At 43.7% G+C, this 19,251-nt stretch carries 16 protein-coding genes and 1 tRNA gene; 4 read left to right on the forward strand and 13 right to left on the reverse strand.

The window, feature by feature from the left end; translation table 11 throughout:
* The first annotated feature begins 335 nt into the window (after nt 1-335).
* On the forward strand, nt 336-1,298 hold the full coding sequence (cotR, locus tag MKX71_RS17730) for a sporulation hydrolase CotR (RefSeq protein WP_015251166.1): 963 nt from the start codon (nt 336-338) through the stop codon (nt 1,296-1,298).
* Nucleotides 1,299-1,581: 283 nt separating this feature from the next.
* Here the strand turns inward: cotR and MKX71_RS17735 are convergent.
* A tRNA-Arg gene (locus MKX71_RS17735) sits at nt 1,582-1,657 on the reverse strand.
* Nucleotides 1,658-1,926: 269 nt separating this feature from the next.
* Here MKX71_RS17735 and clpP point away from each other — a divergent pair.
* Complete coding sequence (gene clpP, locus MKX71_RS17740; RefSeq protein WP_003228214.1) at nt 1,927-2,520, forward strand: ATP-dependent Clp endopeptidase proteolytic subunit ClpP; 594 nt, start codon at nt 1,927-1,929, stop codon at nt 2,518-2,520.
* 62 nt (nt 2,521-2,582) lie between these two features.
* On the opposite strand, the gene pgmB is transcribed toward clpP, so the two are convergent.
* The 10 genes from pgmB to MKX71_RS17790 form a co-directional block, all read right to left on the reverse strand.
* A complete protein-coding gene (gene pgmB / locus MKX71_RS17745; protein ID WP_339231430.1) occupies nt 2,583-3,257 on the reverse strand; it encodes a beta-phosphoglucomutase in 675 nt (224 codons plus the stop codon).
* Complete coding sequence (malL, locus tag MKX71_RS17750) at nt 3,254-4,939, reverse strand: oligo-1,6-glucosidase (protein ID WP_339231431.1); 1,686 nt, start codon at nt 4,937-4,939, stop codon at nt 3,254-3,256. Before malL ends, pgmB begins: the two co-directional genes overlap by 4 nt.
* On the reverse strand, nt 4,932-7,205 hold the full coding sequence (gene mdxK, locus MKX71_RS17755; protein ID WP_339232053.1) for a maltose phosphorylase: 2,274 nt from the start codon (nt 7,203-7,205) through the stop codon (nt 4,932-4,934). The genes malL and mdxK overlap by 8 nt, the downstream gene beginning before the upstream one ends.
* Nucleotides 7,183-8,067 (reverse strand): DUF1189 domain-containing protein, encoded by an 885-nt coding sequence (locus MKX71_RS17760; RefSeq protein ID WP_339231433.1) that lies wholly within the window; start codon nt 8,065-8,067, stop codon nt 7,183-7,185. Before MKX71_RS17760 ends, mdxK begins: the two co-directional genes overlap by 23 nt.
* 4 nt (nt 8,068-8,071) lie before the next feature.
* Complete coding sequence (mdxG, locus tag MKX71_RS17765; protein ID WP_339231434.1) at nt 8,072-8,908, reverse strand: maltodextrin ABC transporter permease MdxG; 837 nt, start codon at nt 8,906-8,908, stop codon at nt 8,072-8,074.
* On the reverse strand, nt 8,909-10,216 hold the full coding sequence (gene mdxF, locus MKX71_RS17770; RefSeq protein WP_339231435.1) for a maltodextrin ABC transporter permease MdxF: 1,308 nt from the start codon (nt 10,214-10,216) through the stop codon (nt 8,909-8,911).
* Between the two features lie 40 nt (nt 10,217-10,256).
* Nucleotides 10,257-11,510: a maltodextrin ABC transporter substrate-binding protein MdxE gene (gene mdxE, locus MKX71_RS17775; protein WP_339231436.1), complete on the reverse strand. Its 1,254-nt coding sequence runs from the start codon at nt 11,508-11,510 to the stop codon at nt 10,257-10,259.
* Nucleotides 11,511-11,605: 95 nt separating this feature from the next.
* On the reverse strand, nt 11,606-13,375 hold the full coding sequence (mdxD, locus tag MKX71_RS17780; RefSeq protein WP_339203295.1) for a maltogenic alpha-amylase: 1,770 nt from the start codon (nt 13,373-13,375) through the stop codon (nt 11,606-11,608).
* Between the two features lie 112 nt (nt 13,376-13,487).
* A complete protein-coding gene (locus MKX71_RS17785; RefSeq protein WP_029318349.1) occupies nt 13,488-14,438 on the reverse strand; it encodes a LacI family DNA-binding transcriptional regulator in 951 nt (316 codons plus the stop codon).
* A 205-nt stretch (nt 14,439-14,643) separates the two neighbouring features.
* Nucleotides 14,644-15,219: a TIGR00730 family Rossman fold protein gene (locus tag MKX71_RS17790; RefSeq protein ID WP_003228180.1), complete on the reverse strand. Its 576-nt coding sequence runs from the start codon at nt 15,217-15,219 to the stop codon at nt 14,644-14,646.
* 116 nt (nt 15,220-15,335) lie between these two features.
* Between MKX71_RS17790 and MKX71_RS17795 the strand changes: the two genes are divergently transcribed.
* Nucleotides 15,336-15,656, forward strand: a complete 321-nt coding sequence (locus MKX71_RS17795) for a MazG-like family protein (RefSeq protein ID WP_015714766.1) — start codon at nt 15,336-15,338, stop codon at nt 15,654-15,656.
* A gap of 26 nt (nt 15,657-15,682) precedes the next feature.
* Here the strand turns inward: MKX71_RS17795 and MKX71_RS17800 are convergent, their stop codons facing one another.
* Both MKX71_RS17800 and MKX71_RS17805 read right to left on the reverse strand, forming a co-directional pair.
* Nucleotides 15,683-17,275 carry a SulP family inorganic anion transporter gene (locus tag MKX71_RS17800; RefSeq protein ID WP_014480994.1) on the reverse strand — a complete coding sequence of 531 codons (1,593 nt, stop codon included), beginning with the start codon at nt 17,273-17,275 and terminating at the stop codon, nt 15,683-15,685.
* 18 nt (nt 17,276-17,293) lie between these two features.
* Nucleotides 17,294-17,887 carry a carbonic anhydrase gene (locus tag MKX71_RS17805; RefSeq protein ID WP_010886620.1) on the reverse strand — a complete coding sequence of 198 codons (594 nt, stop codon included), beginning with the start codon at nt 17,885-17,887 and terminating at the stop codon, nt 17,294-17,296.
* 382 nt (nt 17,888-18,269) lie between these two features.
* Between MKX71_RS17805 and MKX71_RS17810 the strand changes: the two genes are divergently transcribed.
* Nucleotides 18,270-19,247 carry a D-glycerate dehydrogenase gene (locus MKX71_RS17810; protein ID WP_015251153.1) on the forward strand — a complete coding sequence of 326 codons (978 nt, stop codon included), beginning with the start codon at nt 18,270-18,272 and terminating at the stop codon, nt 19,245-19,247.
* The last annotated feature ends 4 nt before the right edge of the window (nt 19,248-19,251 follow it).

Below are 19,251 nucleotides of genomic sequence, written 5' to 3' on the forward strand. Positions count from 1 at the left end.
AATTCGATTCAGATACTAAAATATGCAGGAGCTGGATAATCGCATAGACAAATGATCTACGAACTATAAATATAATACGCTAAGGCCTTTTTCGTCGGTAAGGTCTGCTGAGAAACATTTTTCAAACAATTTTGAGCAAACTTCCTGTCCAATCCTCCAACAAGCGTTTTTTCTTATCGTTTTTAGGAGCAGTGTCCAGTTTTTTTTCGGAGTGAATATTCGTTTAGGCCAAAAGAAAAGAGAGATGAAGAAGTGTTTAGTACCAGAGGTATACATCCATACAACAGACTCTAGATCATCATATACTGAATGTATGTAGAAAGGAGACATCAGCTTTGGCAAAATATCGGATTATGACCTTTGACGGCGGCGGTACCTTAGGTGCTTTAAGTTTGCAACTGTTAAACAGATTGGCTAGGCAAAACCCGAAGTTAATTAGTCGAACCCATGTATTTTCGGGAAATTCAATCGGTTCATTTACTGCCCTTGCATTAGCAAGCGGAAGATCTCCGAGGGAAACACTTCAGTATTTTGAGGATGAAATCCTGCCCGCATTCAGCATTTCCCGGCCAGGCGGACCTGTTTTCAACCAACAATTACCCTATTCCGGTTTTATTAAAGCGGTAAGAAATTTTTTCCCAGCAGATCTTCAACTTATAGATTTAAGAAAACGAATTGTTGTCCCATCATTCAAATTATACTCTCAAAAACTGGACCGTTGGACTCCTGTCTTATTTCACAATTTTCCCGGCTCTCCCTATTTAAATGAAAAAGTGAGTGATGTCATACTGCGGAGCAGCGGTGCTCCCGCGACGCAACGCGCCTATCAAAACTATGTGGACGGATATGTAGTAGCAACGAATCCCAGTACAGCCAGTATCGCGTTTGCAGTTGGTAAAGCCAACGTGCCATTGGATCAAATTGCGGTATTGTCCATCGGAACAGGTGAAGCCCCGACTCGGTTAAGAAGAGATACGAGGGGATGGGGAATGGTAAGTGCAGATAACATACGTCCCGAAAATCTGAAGAACCTTCCTCCAAATTGGGGAGTCCTTTTGGACAGGTCGCCTAATGAACCTTTACTGCCATTTCTTCAGATGATTGCTGGCGGTAATGGGTACTATGAATCCATGGTCAGTGCGAATCTTCTGGGAGATCGTTTTTTCCGGTTAGATCCGCGGATTCCGAACTTCTCCAAAACGGACCCTGCCGTCGTTCCCGCTGTCATTGAAATTGCGAACAAAACCAACTTACAGCCTGCAATTCAATTTATAGAGAAGAACTGGGGAAGCAAATAAATTTTTATTTTAAAACTATTCTCGCTTATCCAATTTTGTCCGAGAGAAGATTCTCAAAATAAATACAGGCAATGGGTAGAACCGGATTTTTTTAAAGGTTTGTTAATCACAAGCTAATAAGATGAATGAAAAACTCAATTCATACTTCTTCTTTTGAAAGTGAGGGTTCAAACTAAAGAATATAATTGAAATGTTACTCTAAGGTATGCAATTCCCTTTTTCACACAAAAAAGACAAGAGCGGCAAATCGCCAAACCCTTGTCTTTCCTGTTGTTCTATTGGACGCGCTCGGAGGGATTCGAACCCCCGACAGACGTGGTACCGGAAACCACCGCTCTATCCAACTGAGCTACGAGCGCAGAATGACTGCGTTATGAGAACGTCAGCACAACTAATTATACGATAATTCCATTCAAATAACAACCCTCTATTTCGAGAGGCCGTTTTTTAAATAGACAAAGCATCTTAATTGGCAATCTGACATACGATGGTTTGAACCCCTGTATTTTTGGGGAAAATGGGAAAAAGAGACGACTTTGCATATCAGGCCAGCTTTTTGTTTGACCTTTATTGACCAAAAATGTATCATGTAACTACATACTTACCTAAAAGGTGAAGGAGGAGCATTATGAATTTAATACCTACAGTCATTGAACAAACGAACCGCGGGGAAAGAGCGTATGACATTTATTCTCGTCTATTAAAGGATCGAATCATCATGCTTGGATCTGCGATTGATGACAACGTTGCGAACTCCATCGTGTCACAGCTTTTATTCTTAGCAGCAGAAGACCCTGAAAAAGAAATTTCTCTTTACATCAACAGCCCGGGCGGCTCTATTACAGCCGGTATGGCGATCTATGATACCATGCAGTTTATTAAGCCGAAGGTATCTACAATTTGTATCGGTATGGCTGCGTCAATGGGCGCGTTCCTGCTTGCAGCCGGCGAAAAAGGCAAACGCTATGCGCTTCCAAACAGTGAAGTCATGATTCACCAGCCTCTTGGCGGTGCGCAAGGTCAGGCGACAGAAATTGAAATTGCCGCGAAACGCATTCTCTTGCTTCGCGACAAATTAAACAAAGTCCTTGCTGAACGTACTGGCCAGCCGCTTGAAGTGATCGAACGCGACACAGACCGTGATAACTTCAAGTCTGCTGAAGAAGCGCTTGAATACGGCCTGATTGACAAAATTTTGACTCACACAGAAGACAAAAAATAATCAACAAAACCTGCAAGAGCTGCGTCTCTTGCAGGTTTTTTCATTTCAAGGAATTGACTCCCTTAAACACTTTTTATTCTATACTGCTCCCATTCCTCATGTAACAGCTCAAGTGTCAAATCATTCGTCTGCCTCACAACCAGATCAGCACCAAGCATCGGCTGTCCTTGACCGACACCAACCGCAAACATCCCGGCAGATTTGATTGCAGAAATACCTGCTTCTGCGTCTTCTATTGCCGCGCAATCAGCAGGGGAAACATCGAGCATCGCTGCAGCTGTTAAAAAGATGTCAGGATCAGGCTTCCCCTTCGCAAGAGTCGTCGGATCAACAATGGCATGAAAATCATCGATAATTGCCAAACGTCTTAAAATCTTAGGAGCATTGCGACTTGAAGATGCTAACCCGATTTTTATATTTTCGTTTTTCAATTGACATAGGAGCCTGCCAATCCCCGGTAAAAGATCTTCCGGCGTCAATTTGCTGATCAGCGTTTGATAATTGTGATTTTTCCGATGCATAAGCTCTTGTTTCTCCGCATTTGTATACTTTGTTTCCGCACCGCCAAAGATCAATATGCTTTCAAGTGACTCTTCTCTGCTGATTCCTTTTAGCCTTTCATTCATGTCTCTGTCAAAGGGAATATTGATTTGTTCTGCGATGTGCTTCCAAGCGAGAAAATGATATTCAGCAGTATCTGTTATCACTCCGTCTAAATCAAAAATGACCGCTTTCATATACTAATGCCCATCACAGCTTCATAAGGTTTGAGGCTAATACTCTTTAAGTCAGCCCGCTCCTGCGGATAGTTTGAAATCAGCACTTTCCAACGCTCATGAATCAGTTCTGGAGGCGCTACGAACAGAGCCTTTTCTTCCGATAAATTCACAACGACAAGAAGCTTTTCCCCTTGATATTCTCGAAGGTAAGAAAAGACCTGCGGATCATTCTCCTGCAGCAGCTGATAATCGCCATATATCATAATCTTATATTGCTTTCGTAATTGAATGAGCTTCTGATAGTAAAAGAAAATCGAATCTTGATCTTCCAAGGACTCTTTCACATTGATATCTTGATAGCGGGAATTTACCGGTATCCACGGGTCTCCGGTTGTGAATCCCGCATGTTTTCCGGCATCCCACTGCATCGGTGTTCTCGCATGATCCCTTCCTTTTATCATCACGGCTTTGACAAACTCTTTTTCTGACATCGTTTTGTTTTCGACGACTAGTTCACGATATGCATTCTTTATTTCAAGATCATCATACATCTCCAGCCGCATATCGCTGTTGACCATGCCGATTTCTTCTCCCTGGTAAATAAACGGCGTTCCTTTCATGCCGTGCAGAACCGTTGCAAATGCCTTCGCACATTCCTTACGCAGCTTCCCATCATTGCCCCAGCGGGAAATAACCCTCGGCTGGTCATGGTTCTCAAAATACAGGGTATTCCAGCCGACATTCATTAACCCGGTCTGCCACCTTGTCATCGTCTTTTTTAAAGCAATCAAATCAAATGGCTTGATCTGCCATTTCCCATTTGGCGAGTTTTGTTCTGTATCAATATCCATATGTTCAAATGTAAAGATCATATTCAGCTCTTGCCTGCTTGCATCTGTGTACTTTTTCGCCTCTTCAATATCAGAGCCGTTTGCCTCTCCGACTGTCATGCAGTCGTAATGAGAAAGCACTTCCCTGTTCATCTCTTGAATAAACTCATGAAGACGGGGGCCGTTAGAGTGATAACGGCCGACAATATAGCTGCGGCTGTGATCCGTTTCGTAGTCCGGAAAATCGGTGTATTTAGAAATAGAGCCGATCACATCCATCCGCCAGCCGTCAACGCCTCTATCCATCCAGAATCTCATTACATCATAAACTTCCCGGCGAACGGCTTCGTTTTCCCAATTTAAATCAGGCTGTTTTTTTGAAAAGTAGTGCAAATAATACTGCCCTGTTCCTTCATCGTATGTCCACGCTGAGCCTGAAAAGATCGATCCCCAATTATTCGGCTCTGAGCCGTCCGGTTTAGGATCTTTCCAAAAATAATAATCCCGGTAAGGATTGTCCTTCGACTTGCGGCTTTCAACAAACCAAGCATGCTCATCTGATGTGTGGTTCACGACCAAATCCATGACGATTTTCATTCCGCGTTTATGGACTTCATCAATCAGCTGAAACATATCTTCATTTGTCCCAAACTTTTCGTACATGTTTTTGTAATCGCTGATATCATATCCGTTGTCATCCTGCGGGGAATCAAATACCGGGGAGAGCCAGATGACATCCGCCCCGAGATTTTTGATGTAATCCAGCTTTTGAATCACACCTTGCAAATCTCCGAATCCATCTCCATTGGCATCATAAAAACTGCGCGGGTAAATTTGATAAACGACAGCTTCTTTCCACCATTCACTCATTAGGCGTTCTCCTTTCACATCGTCCCTGTAGGACAACCGGTTCCTCATAAACGTTCATGTGCAGCGGCTCGCCTTTTACAAGCTCAAAAATAACGCGCTTTTCGTCAACCGTCACATTGATTAATCGGTTTCGATAATTGATGTTGAATGAATATTCGTCCCATTCTTTTGGCAAAAACGGAGCAAATGACAGCGTCTCATTCGCGGTGCGCATGCCTGCAAAGCCATGAACGATTGCCAGCCAGCTACCCGTCATTGAAGTAATATGCAAGCCTTCTTCCGTATCATGATTGTAATTATCAAGATCAAGCCTTGCTGTGCGCTTATATAATTCGAGCGCTTTCTTTTCCAGCTTGAGTTCGGCTGCGAGAATCGCATGGACAGAGGGCGATAGGCTTGATTCATGAACAGTCATTGGCTCATAAAATTCAAAGTTTCTCCGTTTTTCTTCCATTGTAAAACGGTCATTAAAAAGATAAATGCCTTGGAGAACATCTGCCTGCTTTATAAAATTGGAGCGGAGAATCTTGTCCCATGACCATTTCTGATAAAGAGGCCGCTCCGCTGGATCTAATTCGGCAACTGCTTGCAGATCTTTGTCCAAGAACGTGTCATGCTGAACGAAAATTTGCAGTTCTTCACTATACGGATAGTACATGTGCTGGATGATTTCTCTCCAGACTTTCAATTCTTCATCCTGCACATCCAGAAGGCGGCGTTTCTCCGCTGAGATACTTTCGAGACTTTGTAGAGTATACTCCAACGTCCAAGCCGCAATAACATTCGTATACCAATTGTTGTTAACGTTGTTTTCGTATTCATTCGGCCCTGTGACGCCATGGATCATATACTTATTTTTTCGTTTCGAGAAGTGAACACGGTCGGCCCAAAATCTGCTGACTGCCACAAGTACGTCTATCCCGTATTCTTCCATATAGTCACAGTCGCCTGTATAATTGATATAATTGTAGATCGCATAACAGATCGCGCCATTGCGGTGAATTTCTTCAAAGGTGATTTCCCATTCGTTGTGGCATTCATCACCGGTGAACGTCACCATCGGATAAAGTGCCCCCTTCATCCCCAATTTTGCAGCGTTTCGTTTGGCAGCCTCCAACTGATGAAAGCGATACAAAAGCAGGTTTTTCGTCACCTCCGGCTCGGCTGTCGCCAAATACATCGGAACGGCGTACGCCTCAGTATCCCAATATGCGGCACCTCCATATTTCTCGCCAGTAAATCCTTTCGGCCCGATATTCAAACGGGCATCGCCCCCGTAATATGTCGAGAATAACTGAAAGATGTTGTAGCGTATTCCTTGTTGAAGCTCCTCATCTCCTTTAATCTCAATGTCCGCTTTTGCCCATCTTTCCTTCCATCGATCAGTGTGCCTCCGTTTTGCTTTTTCATAGCCGTACTCAACCACATCCGCCAAAAGCTCCTTGGCTTTTGATAAAAGCTCTTCCTCACGAAAATCACGTGAAGTCGTGACAATCACAAACTTTTTCAATGATGCTTTCGTTTGATAACTGTAGCGATTCTCGACATACATTTCATTCGTTTTAAAGCTTTCATTGACAAAACCCTCCGTTTCGTTTGCCATCGCGGCTAAAACCGTGAAGCGCGGTGTTCCAAATGGATTTTCGATCGTTTTTGCCGCTAAATGGCCGCTGTAAGAATCAGCACCTTTCGCTTCCTCCTGCCAAAACTGTTCTTGGTAGTTAGAATCTTCATTTGCCACATTTCCATCCAGGTAAGGAACAAGCGTAATGACAGCATCTCCCGTCAGGCATTCCGCTTCATAATGAATCGCACAGAGTTCTTTTACAGCAAGGCTAAGAAACCGCTCTGACCTGATTCTGACGGATTTATCCTGAATGCTGACAACAGCGCTTCGCCGCAGAATCCCCTCTTTCATATTGAGTTCTACCTCAAATGATTCGATTGGTTTTTGATGGAGATCGATTTTTTCACCGTCAACATATAGGCCTATGCCCATAAAGTTCATCGCATTGATCACTTTTCCGAAATATTCTGGATACCCGTTTTTCCACCAGCCTACTCGCGTTTTGTCGGGGAACCACACGCCTGCAATATATGTGCCTTGGTGACTGTCGCCTGAATAGCCTTCTTCAAAATTCCCTCTGACCCCCATATAGCCATTGGCAAGAGACGTCAGGCTTTCCAGCAGCCGTGTATGCTCCTTATTAAATGTATTTGTTTTGATTTTCCATTCATCAATCTCAAATAACCGCTGATTTATCATCATTTCCTCCCGAATGTAAGTTTCCATTATCATGGCGGGTTTTGGTCAAATATCTAAATGCAAAAGAAATCATCAAAGTAACGCCACACGAATGGATCATCAATACAGTAATCAAATCAAAATGAACCATGCCGATAGCAGCTGCCGCAAATGCCGGCAGTGCCGAGGCGCAAATCGCCGTAGATACTGCTTCCTTGAATGACGCAATAGAGATCATGTTTGATATTTTTGTGATCCAGAGGCCACCTGCAAGAACAAACGTTAACAAAAGCTGGATCATAAAGATTACCGCATATGCCAGCATCATGATCATCGGCTTATACTGTGCCAACCATAATGTATCGATCAAAACCTCTACATCATGGGCGTTTGGTTTCTCGAGCTTAACGTCCATTTTCGCATAGCCAACAGAAAACCCCGTTTCGTTTTGATCGGTGATCACCAGTTGATCAGGTTGAAATATGACGGCGTTTTCAAATCCAGTTACTTTCAATCGCCCATTTTCACCGCTTGTCTCATATTCATGCTTCATATCGACTGCCATCACATTCTGCCCATCTTCAATCCTCTCAGAGCTCTTCCCGCCTGTTAGTTTTCCGTTCCTGATTTGAAAACCCTGTAATTGATCAGCAAATTGATCATTAACCCCTTGAATCGCTGACGGCATAAAAGATGCAACGCTGAAGCGATCCATTTTCACAAACGAAACCGCTAACGGCGCCATTAAGCAGGCCGTTAAAAACATAAAGAGAAAAGAGAGCTGCAGCCAGCTGAAGGTATTCCCATAGCTGCAAACACCTGATGGAGATGCAGCCGCTTTCAGGCAGCGGATGATAAAGCTTTTATTCTCCAGATTCTTCATTGAATTACCCCTTTGTTCCGCCGGCTGTCAAACCGGACACAAAGTTCTTTTGGAGAAAAAAGAATAGAACGCATATCGGCAGTGCGGCAAGGATGGCACCAGCCGCAAATAGAGCTACTTTTTGCTGCTGCGGATTAGAAATAAAGGATTGTAATCCTACAGCGATGGTCAGCCTTTCCGGTGAGCGAAGCAAAAACTTTGCCAGCAAATAATCGCCAAACGGTGCCATAAATGCCCAAAGCGCTTGCACCGCGAGCATTGGCTTAACAAGCGGCAGAACAATTGAAGCGAAAATCCTCAGATGTCCCGCTCCGTCAATTCGCGCGGCTTCATCAATTTCTCTCGGCACAGTATCAAAATAACCTTTCATCAGCCACGTGTTCATCGGAATTCCGCCGCCGATATAGATCGCTGTTAAAAACCAGTATTGATCGAGTGCGCCTATTAGCATCGCCAAGACATAAAAAGCAGTCAGCGCCGCCATTGTCGGCACCATTTGAATGATTAAAAAGAATATCAGGCTCTTTTTTCTGCCTGCAAACCGATAGCGGCTGTACGAGTACCCGGCAAGCGTCACAATCGTAACCTGCAAAACCATGACCGATAGCGCGATGACAAGTGTATTGCTGTACCAATTGAGATAAAGCGTTTCGTCAAATAGCCGCTTAAAATGATCCAATGTCCAAGCACCCGAAAAATCGAGCTGAAAAGCCGCCGAATTCCCCACCCGGAATGCTGATGATGCCGTAATCAGCAACGGATATATAATGACAATACTTAAAAGCGTCAAAAAGAAATACGTAAAGATTCTATTAAGTAATCTGGCAGTTCTCGCGTTCACCTACATAACCTCCTCATTGCCAAAAGCATTCGATTTTTTGAAAGCAATTAGTGAAATTCCAATGACAATGAAAGAAATTAACAGTGTCACAGCCGCCGCAACGGAATATTGGGGTGATGTGCCTGTTGTCAGTTTATAAATCCACGAAATTAAGATATCGGTCGACCCGGCCCCGGCTCCCGCACTGCCTGGCCCTCCCTCATTAAATAAGTAGATGATCGAGAAATTATTGAAATTAAACGTATACTGAGTAATCATCACGGGTGCTGTCGCAAATAAAATCATCGGAAATGTAATATGCCGAAAACGCTGAATAAAAGTGGCCCCGTCAATCTTTGCCGCTTCATACAATTCACCTGGAATCGCCTGAAGCACTCCCGTTACCATGACATAAATATATGGAAAGCCAAGCCACGTCTGAATTATAATGAGGGCTGTCTTTGTCCAGAAAGGATCGGTCTTCCACGCGATCGCAGGCAGCTCTACAAACGGCAGGTGATTGAATAGTGGAATCACCTGTGCATTCACCGCTCCTATGCTGTCGTTAAACATGTTGGAAAAACTCATGATTGTAATAAACGCCGGAACAGCCCATGGAAATAAGAAAATCATTCGAAATATCCGCTTGCCTCTTATAAAATCCTGATTGACGAAAAGGGCCGTCACAATACCTAAAATGATTTGCAGCGTTGTTGCGCAGATTGTCCAGATAACCGTCCAGCCCAGTACATTCACAAATGTTTCACGATAGGAGCCAAGGAAAAAAATATTCAAGAAATTTTTAAACCCGACCCAGTCAATCAGACGATTAGGCGGAATATGATAAAAATCATAGTTTGTTAATGCAACAAACAGAGTCACCAAAACCGGAAAGATAATCACAAACACCATCATGATATATGCCGGCAGTGTAAATAGATATGGAAACCCTTTATCGCCCGCATGACAGATCATATCCTTGGCTGTTGTATTGACTTCCAAACCCGCCGCTTTCATAGCGGCGGTCTTACGTGAATCATGAATATTAAAGATATAGAACATGAGGAAAATCATTGTCACGATTAATTGCAGCGTGCCTTCAATCAGCATAAACAGCGAGTGATCTTCACCGGGAACACTTCCCAATGTCATTAATCCGGTTAGCGCCTGTATACCGAAAACGCATAATTCAAAAGCAAACAAGCCTGTGATGGCAAGAAATAAGAGCCCCTTTGACAATTGCTGATTCGCAATCTGCCCAAGTCCTGGAATGATCGATAAAAGCCCTGCCTTTCGTTTTTGCTTTGCAAGTGTGTGATGTTTATTCATTTTTTCCGCCCTCTATTCTTCCGGACGCTATCCCGCCGTTTTATTTCACATACTTTTCTTTAATATTTTCCTTTATGACGTTTACAGCATCATTCGCTGATGTTTGTGTCGATTTTTTTCCTGAAGCTGCATCAAAAATTAAACTTTCCGCTCCTGTCCATACTTCAGCCATTTCCGGAATATTTGGAGTTGGCGTTGCTGTTTCATATTGTTTAATCACAGCTGACGTCAGTTCATTCTTTTGCTCATCGGCTTTCTTCCTTGCAGCCGTGTTGGCCGGAACTTCGTTTGTATCCTCATAAAAAGCGTAAGCATTGGCATCATTTGCAGCATACTCAAGCCATTTTTCAGCCAGCCCGGGCTCTTTTGTATATTTTGAAGCTACCCAGCCCTTCCCGCCCGCAAAAGGGGCATATTCTTCTCCATTGGGCAATGTCGGAATGGGAGCCGCTCCGTAGTTCAATTTAGCCTCTTTATAATTGGCAGCTGACCAAGGACCGCCAATGATCGCAGCCGCTTTGCCTTCTAAAAACATCTGCTGAATAAAGTCGTCTGCGCTTGAATTGTCTTGCATTCCTTTCGGCCAATATGTTTCAAACCATTTCTCCGCATATTTCACCGCTTCTACAGCTCCTTTATTGTTCAGGCCGATGTCCCCGGAATCTGTGCCGTTTTTTCCAAACACATATCCGCCGTATCCAGCCAATAAGCCGTACGACATATAAAAGTCAGTCCATTTTGCTAAAAATCCGGTTGATTTTCCTTTTTCCGAAACAAACGCGAATCGAGGATCTTCCGTTAACTTTTCAAGGTCTTTAAATGTTTTTGGCGCTGTTTTTAAAAGATCTTTGTTGTAATACAAAATAAGTGTCTCAATGACTAGCGGCATTCCGTACACTTTGCCGTCAACTGTCACCTGCTGCATTTCTTTATCACCAAAGCTTTTTGTATGAGATGGCTTAATGTCAAGCAAATGTCCTTGCTGTCCCAAACCGCCGATCCGGTCATATGCAGCAAGCATAACATCAGGCGCATTACCCGCCGGGCCATCAAGAGGAAGCGCCTCCAACTGTTCGAACATTTGCTTTTCAACAATTTTTACTGTGACATCATTCTCTTTTTCGAACTTTGTTTTTATGCTTTCAATGTATTCTTTATACGTTTCTTCGACAGACACAGTCAGCACCTTTTTGCCATCAGCGCTTGCTGGATTTTTTGAACTTGAGCAGGCGGCAAGGCCGATTGCCAGAAATGATGCCGCCAATATGGCGAACCCCTTTTTAAAAAGAACCATCTCTTTTCCCCCTTCTATTTACGAAACTATAACAATTGTATTGTCCTGTAGAAAGCGGTTACAACAACTTTCGATTTGTTACCGATAACAGAATGTTATACAGGGGCGGCAGCACTCAAAATCAAAAATTCTCCCGACTGAACGGTAATGACATCGTGATGATGAAGCGGCTGCTCTGTCCATGCATCACAGATTTTCTTATTCCTATCAATATTCAACTCTCGTAAACTGACGTGTTGAACCACATTCCCTTGATTAAAGAAATAAATCAGTATTTTTTCATCAAGAGTCCGCGAAAAGCTAATGAAATCATTTTTGTCGTCCAGCCGATTCCACTCAAGATGTCCTTCAGTCAATAAAGTGTTTTCCTGCTTGCGTAAAGCAATTAACCGTTTCATAAATTGCAGCATGTCTTGGTTTTGCTTCTCCTTTTCCCAAACCATACATTTCCGGCATAATGGATCATTTTCGCCGTCCAGCCCGATTTCTGTTCCGTAATAAATGCAGGGAGAACCTGCCTGAGCAAACATAAAGGCCAGCAATGCGCGTGCTTTCTTCTCATCATTGCGGCATCTGGTCAAAAGGCGCTTTGTATCATGGCTATCCAGTAAATTAAACATCACCTCATTGGCCTGCTTCATCCCATTCATCAAATGTGCATTGACACGGTGAGCCATACGTGAAGCTGAGATCGTCTGGTCAGCAAAGTATTCAATCATAGGCTCTGTAAAAGGGTAATTCATCGCCGCATGAAATTCATCCCCTCTAAGCCAGGGTTCGGCAGAATGCCAGATCTCACCTAAAATATAAACATCAGGCTTTTCTGCTGATACAGCCTGCCTGAATGTCTTCCAAAACACGTGATCCACTTCATTTGCGACATCCAAACGCCAGCCGTCAATGTCAAATTCCCGAATCCAGTACAAAGCAATATCAAGCAAATATTTCTGCACCTCGGGATTAGCCGTGTTTAGCTTCGGCATATCAGCTGTAAAAGCAAATCTGTCATAATTGTCGTCTGTGACGGGAAAAGAGTGAATATGGAACCAGTCCTTATAGCGGGATTGATCTCCGTTTTTGACGACATCCTGCCATTGCGGAGACGCGCTTCCTATATGGTTAAAAACCGCATCAAGCATAATTCTCATCCCCCGCTGATGCAGCTGGCTGACCAATGTACGAAAAAGCTCAGGATCCCCGAAATGCGGATCAATAGAAAAGTAATCCAGCGTGTCATATTTATGATTAGAAGGCGCGGAAAAGATCGGCGTCAGATAAATGCCGTTCACCCCCAAATCCTCTAAATAATCAAGCTTGTCAACAATTCCTTGTAAATCTCCTCCAAAAAAATCATTGACGTCCGGGTCCTTGCTCCCCCACGGCAATGCATTCTTCGGTGACAAGTCTTCTCTTCCATTTGCAAAACGCTCCGGAAAAATTTGATACCAAACCGTTGACTTGACCCATTCAGGCGCTTGAAATGTATCAGCCTCGTGAACAAACGGAAATTTAAAGTAATAATGAATCGTTTCCAGTGTTTTTTTGTTATAAGGGCATACACCCGAACTTCCGAAAAAGATGTCTTCATGATCGTCTGTTACAACAAACGCATATTGTAAACGCCTAAATGGCGGCACCACTTCAGCAAACCAATAGTCATGCATTTCTGTAGCAGCAATTTTCCTCATCGGCTGCTCGTTTGCCGACCATTTGCCGTCGTTGTACTCATAGGGATCACCCCAAATGAATCGAATGTGATCTGCATTACCTTTTTTCGTCCGAATCTTGATATGCACAGTCCGCCCATCATAAGAATAAGCATCTGTGCTGAATGGCTGGTGGTGAATCGCTGCATATTCCATCATGTTTCCCCCTTTGATTTCCGTTTTATTGAAGCCGGCTCATAGTTTGAAAGTATCATGATGAAATTGTGGGAACAATCCTTTTCACCCTGTTACCGATAACAGAATAAGGCGCTTACAGCGTTGATTCTCGTACAATTAACTCTGGTTCAAAAAATAGACTTCCTTGTGCAGCACCGTCTTCATTCATTTTTTTCAGCAACATTTTCGCACAGGCTTCCCCCATTTCAACAACAGGCTGTCTGACCGTAGTCAAGCGCGGCGAGGAGATGCGATCAAGAAACACACCGTCATTCCCGGTAACCGCAACGTCTTCTGGAATTCTCTTTCCAAGGGATTGCGCCGCACGAATGACGCCGAGCGCGATTCGATCAGATGCGCAGACAAATGCGGCTTGATTGTCCATGGATTTCAGCAGTTCTCTTGCAAGGCCTTCACTTTTCTTAGAACTGTTGTCGATCCGAAACATATTCGATTTTTTAAAGCTTTTATTCATCGCCCGTATATACCCCTGTTCTCTTGCACGTTCGAAAGGCTCATCTAAATCAATGCCAAAAAAGACAACTTCCCGCTCCCCAAGCCCCATAACATGGCGGGTTGCCATAAAAGTGCCTTTCTCGTTATTCACATCGATAAAGTCATAGCCCATTTCATTTTGCCCAAATACGACGAGCGGCTTCTCAAACGCTTTTATTACACCTTCAAAATCGTTCTTTCTCAAGCCGGTGGCAATAATGCCGTCACATTGGCCAATATTAAGAGAATTTCTTGTTACAAGCTGGAGAGCATAGTGATTGCGATCCAGCTCCCTGCTGATTCCTGTCAGCAGGTTCATGTAATATGGTTCTGTCGTATCCATTTCCTCAAGTATCAATAGTTTCACAACCTGTGTTCTGTTTTGCACGAGCGCTCTCGCCGCATAATTAGGGATGTAATTCAGCTCTTTCATCGCAGAATGAACAAGCTTTTTCAATTCATCTGTCACCGTCTCAGGGTGATTGATCACTCGTGATACCGTCATCTTCGAAACATTTGCTTTTTTTGCCACATCTGACAATGTTGCCATTTTCATCCCCTCCTTATCTGTGCTTATTATCCAAACTAGTGATAAAGTCCTCTATTACTGTTAAATATACGATGCAGGCAAAAGAGAAATAAAAAAGAGATTTCCCTTAAGGAAACCTCACTTTGTTAAAAACACTCGATTTTTCATGGATTCATACGCTAGGTTGCTGACTCATTCTCTCCGCTTCCATGAGAAAATCTCTTTTTTAAATTTCTGTCCACTTTTTTTCTAAAATCGGATAAGAATAATTTTGCATTTGCTCAATTAACTCATCCGGCCGTGACGAGCTGTGAATCAGTTTTAAGTGCGATTCGTTAGAAAACCCTTCTTGAATGCTGTATTTCACCATTTTCATCATTGGTTCAAAATATCCGTTTACATTGTACAGTCCGATTGGCTTTTGGTGGATGCCGATCTGTGCCCAGCACAGCACTTCAAATAATTCTTCATATGTACCGAAGCCGCCCGGCATCGAGATAAAGCCGTCCGCCAGCTCGCTCATTTTAGCCTTTCGTTCATGCATCCCGTTTACTTCAATCAGCTCAGTCAGATTCTGATGGACAACCTCCCCGCTGAACAAACCGCTCGGCATGACCCCGATTGCAGTTCCGCCGTTTTCCATAATCGCGTCGGCAATCGTGCCCATCAAGCCTACGCGGGAGCCCCCATAGACAAGGCCGATTCCCTGCTCAGCCATATACACGCCAAGCTCTGCCGCTTTTCTTTTATACGCTTCATTTCCCCCAGGGTTTGATCCCGCAAATACACAAATGGTTTTCATCTTGTCATCTCCGCATCTATATATCGTGTTAAACATTCAAAAACACACTATATATTGTCCCATCTTCATGTGATAATATCAATATGAAATACATAAAGAATGCAGGAGTGATGAGGTTGGAGCTGGCTGATGCAGAAAAATGGATGAAAGAGTTTTACGAAAAAAGAGGCTGGACAGAATACGGACCTTTTATTCGCGTCGGCTTTTTAATGGAGGAAGCCGGAGAACTGGCCCGGGCTGTCAGGGCGTATGAAATCGGCAGAGACCGGCCGGATGAGAAAGAATCGTCACGCGCTGAGCAAAAACAAGAATTGATTGAAGAAATGGGAGATGTCATCGGAAATATCGCCATTCTTGCTGATATGTATGGTGTCTCTTTAGAAGACATCATGAAGGCACACCAAGAAAAACTGACAAAACGATTTGAACATGCATAAAAAAGCGGCCGCGATGGCCGCTTTTTTTAACCTGTGATTTCATCATGATGATCAAAGAAATGCTGCTTTCCTATTTTGTGAAAAAGGCCTGTTTTATGCAGCAGCTCCTTTGGCTGCGATTGCAATCCTACAATCATCAGCTTTCCATTGTGGCGCTTAATTCGATTCATAATGTTCCCAAGCACCGCTTCAGCTGACGTATCCATATAGTGCACCTTATTCATGAGCAGAATAAGGGTTTTCGGTTTTTTCTGTACATGCTCCAGCAATGACGATTCAAGGGAATCAATTGATCCGAAAAACAGCGGCCCTTCTATGGCATACATGCTGACAGATGGATCTTCTCTCTTCGCCAGAACAGGATGCGTTTCCTGATTGTGGATGCGGGTCGCTTCGCTCATTCTTCTGATAAAGAACACGAATGCAAGCAGCAATCCGGTTGCCACACCGATGATTAAGTCAAACAGAACCGTAAGGGCGAAGGTCGCCGCCAAAATAAAGGAATCAGCATTTTTCAGTCTCAGCATGTTTGCGACTTCCTTGCGCTCACTCATATTCCATGCGACCACCATGAGAATCGGTGCCATACTGGCGAGCGGCACATGGGACGCATAAGGCGCAAATACAAGCAGGACAAGGAGAACGACTACGCCGTGAACGACGCCGGAAACTGGGGAAACCGCTCCGTTTTTTATATTGGTCGCCGTTCTCGCAATCGCTCCTGTAGCCGGGATTCCGCCAAACAGGGGCGCTGCCATATTCGCAATCCCCTGGCCGACAAGCTCCTTGTTGCTGTCATGCTTTGAGCCCTTCATGTTATCAGCGACCATTGCGGACAAAATCGACTCAAGTCCTCCAAGAAGCGCGATGACAAGCGCAGCCGGAAACAGCATAACCATTTTATCCAAAGTAAGCTCAGGAAACTGAAATTCCGGCAAATGGCGGGGGATTTCTCCATAAGTTGACCCAATCGTTGCCATGCGGTCAGGGAAAAAGACAACCGCGACCACTGTGGAAATAAGAAGCGCCAACAAAGCGCCCGGCACTTTAGGCATCACCTTGGCGGATACAAGCAAAATGACGAGCCCGATCACAGCTGTCAAAATGGCATAAACGTTAAAGGTGCCGAGCTGCTGCACAATTTCAAACATGTTGTGATGAAAGTTCTCATGTTTTTCAACATTTCTCAATCCGAGAAAATTAGCGATTTGTTCCGTAAAGATCAGCACGGCAATTCCGGCTGTAAAACCGACGATAACGGGTTTGGGCACGAATTTCATTATTTTTCCGAGCTTAAACAGCCCAAACAGCACCAGCATCACTCCTGCCATAAACCCCGCAATCAGCAGATTTTCCAAGCCGTACTGCATGACAATGCCGAATAAAATCGGGACAAAGGCGCCCGTCGGACCGCCAATCTGATATTTTGATCCTCCAAACAAAGAAATACAAATCCCTGCTATAACAACAGTGTACAGCCCATATTCAGGCTCGACTCCCGAGGCAATGGCAAACGCCATTCCTAAAGGAATTGCCACGACACCTACTACGATACCTGCAATCAAGTCTTTCTGAAATTTCTGCAAATTGTATCCCTTGAATCTCCCTGAGAATCGCATATTTTATTATAACCTCCCTTATGAGTGATTGTTTATAAGCTCAGTTTCATAACCGTTAATGACCACATCAAGTTTTCCTGTTTCAGGATGAATGACAAGTCCGTGAACCGGCACTTTTTTCGGAAGCAGCGGATGATTCTTAATCATGTTCACACTGTGGGAAACGCTTTCTTCCACGCTGTGAAAACCAGTCAGCCACGTTTTCAAATCGAGTCCGGCACTCGTCAGCAAATTCAGGCAGCTATCCTCCACCCCGCGTTCCTTTGCTTTCTCAAGAATCGAGGACGCATTCAGCCCAGACATTCCGCATTCATGATGGCCGACAATGCATACCTCTTCAGCCTGCAATTCATAAATCGCGACCAGTATGCTTCGCATCACGCTTCCAAATGGGTGAGAAACGATGGCTCCCGCGTTTTTTACAATTTTAGCATCACCGTTTTTAAGCCCCATTGCTTGCGGAAGAAGTTCTGTAAGCCTTGTATCCATACAGGTGACAATGACGAGCTTTTTCGAAGGAAACTTTGTCGTTTTGTACGGTTCATACTTCTTCTCACTGACAAACCGCTGATTGTGTTCCAAAATTGATGTTAAAGAAACCATTTGATTCATCTCCCATCCATATGATTTTGCAAGCCTTCTTACCCAGCTTACAGTAAGGAATTATAGCATAGGAATAAGCCAAGAAAAGGTTTTCAAAAAAAGACACTATAATTGGACTGTAGAATCAAAACATAAACATTTATATCTTTCAAAGATAATAAAATTTATATTTAATGCATCCTATAATCCGGCTGCAGTTCGTATATCGATGATTTGTCTGACAAAAAATATGGGTGAATTCTGATAATTAAAAAACTTTTTTAAGCAGATTTAGCTGTTCGATCTTCATTTTAAGTTCAAAAGAACCAGAAATTAAAAAAACGCAGCTATATTTTTAACATCTATTTATTTTCGATATAATGAATTAGACAACAGCCATAAAGGGGGAGCCTTGTTGAAACCATTTGTATTTATCACAAAACCGATTCCTGAAGAGATTGAAGCATTCATCGGTGAACATTGCCGTTATGAAGTATGGCAGGAGGATACGCTTCCGAGTGACGTGCTATTTGAAAAATTAAAAGAAGCGGAGGGGCTTTTAACATCAGGGACGTCCGGACCGTCAATCAATCGTGAGTTGCTGGAACACGCGCCTAAGCTCAAAGTGGTCAGCAACCAATCAGTAGGCTACGATAACTTCGATATAGAAGCAATGAAAGAAAGAGGAGTCGTCGGGACTCATACACCTTATACACTGGATGACACAGTTGCAGATCTGGCTTTTTCACTGATTCTGTCTTCCGCCAGACGTGTTGCCGAACTGGACCGTTTTGTCAGAGCAGGAAAATGGGGAACCGTGGAAGAGGAAGCGCTTTTCGGAATTGATGTTCATCATCAAACGTTAGGCATTATCGGCATGGGCAGAATTGGAGAACAAGCAGCGAGACGCGCCAAATTTGGTTTTGATATGGAAGTGCTTTATCATAACCGACATCGCAAACAAGAAACAGAAGACAGCATCGGCGTTAAGTATGCAGAGCTTGATACATTGCTGGAGCAATCTGATTTTATTCTTCTCATTACGCCGCTGACTGATGAAACCTATCACATGATAGGAGAACGCGAATTTAAGTTGATGAAGGATTCAGCAATTTTCGTCAATATTTCCCGGGGAAAGACAGTTGATGAAAAAGCACTGATTCGCGCTCTTCAGGAAGGCTGGATCAGGGGAGCCGGCTTAGATGTATACGAAAAAGAGCCTGTCACCCAAGATAATCCGCTCCTGCAGCTGGATAATGTCACGCTGCTTCCTCATATCGGTTCAGCAACAGCTAAAGTGCGCTTCAACATGTGCAAACAGGCCGCCGAAAATATGCTCGCAGCGATCCAAGGGCAAACACCGAAAAATCTCACAAGAGAATTTCAATAAATCA

Origin of the sequence: Bacillus sp. FSL M8-0071, from assembly GCF_037975455.1 — a bacterium.
Taxonomy (GTDB): domain Bacteria; phylum Bacillota; class Bacilli; order Bacillales; family Bacillaceae; genus Bacillus; species Bacillus subtilis.